Source organism: Corynebacterium sp. 122RC1 (assembly GCF_024580955.1).
Classification (GTDB): Bacteria; Actinomycetota; Actinomycetes; order Mycobacteriales; family Mycobacteriaceae; genus Corynebacterium; species Corynebacterium kozikiae.
In genome coordinates this window covers 1-944 of sequence record NZ_JANIKD010000051.1, presented here as the reverse complement: position 1 = coordinate 944, position 944 = coordinate 1, and the positions used below count along the sequence as shown (strand labels likewise).

1 protein-coding gene is annotated in these 944 nt (G+C 54.0%); it reads right to left on the bottom strand.

Features of this window, described 5'->3' with window-relative positions:
• Positions 1 to 105: 105 nt before the first annotated feature.
• Positions 106 to 732, bottom strand: a complete 627-nt coding sequence (locus tag NQ050_RS11000) for an Abi family protein (protein ID WP_257039384.1) — start codon at positions 730 to 732, stop codon at positions 106 to 108.
• Positions 733 to 944: the final 212 nt, after the last annotated feature.

Genomic DNA, 944 nt, shown 5'->3' with positions numbered 1-944 from the left:
CTCATAGAAGGCAACCGCATCCCTTTTGAACTGCTCGTCATAGCGTTTCGCTGACATGGTGGTAGATTACCTTTCCCCCAGCCCGACTGAGCTGAGATTGGGTGTCTACCTAACGGGGGTCAGGTCCTTCAGCTGATCAGGGTCGATACGTAAACCGAAACTGTGTGAGATGCTTCGCTGATCCTCAAGTAGGAGGCCGTCAAAGAGAATCGAAATGTCGGAGAAATCAAGGACATCAGCAAGAACCCAGAATGGGTAGTCGTCGTAGTTGGCAGCGTAGTGGGCAACAGCTTGACTGCGCTTGCGCGCTCGGTCCACGCGCTTTTCTGCAGTTTTTAGCCAATCTTGATGCTTAAATTTCGCACGGAAACAGCTGCGGTCCTTGTAGGACAAGGCCCCTTTCGCGACGAGTAATTCGCCGATCCTCGCGCGAAGCGCAACCTCAATGCGCTCAATCCCATCGTAGATAAGTGTGCGCATTTTGCGGTCGAACTCGTAGAGCGCCACTACTTCCTCAAACGTTGTGCCCGGCACGAAGCTATCAGCGCGTCGTGGTTCTTTGGGATCTTCAGGCTCGGGAAGCACCCGGTAGGAGTACCAGTACCCGGACAATCGGTAGTATGAGACGCTAGACAGCCACTGCCGTGCTAGCGGCTCATTGATCTCCATCCCGCGGGCGCGCAGGAGTGTAATCTGCTCATCAACCGTGGTGGGATTCTTGATCTTCTTCATGAGGGACTGCTGTCAAGATAGAAATCCAGCCCGTCTCCAACCAAATTGTCGAAGCGGGCTGAACGATTAACTACACGGTACCACGCCCATTACGTTGTTAGCAGTTCCACCCCAGGGCACCGAAGATACATAGCCTGTCCACCCGATTGGGCGGGCTATGTTTATGTCCGTTCCCGCCATCCGAAAGGACAGTGGAACTAGTCGCTGGCTTC

Bases quoted from the DNA above. Each gene is read 5' to 3' on its own strand.
- NQ050_RS11000 (WP_257039384.1), bottom strand. From the start codon at position 732: ATGAAGAAGATCAAGAATCCCACCACGGTTGATGAGCAGATTACACTC.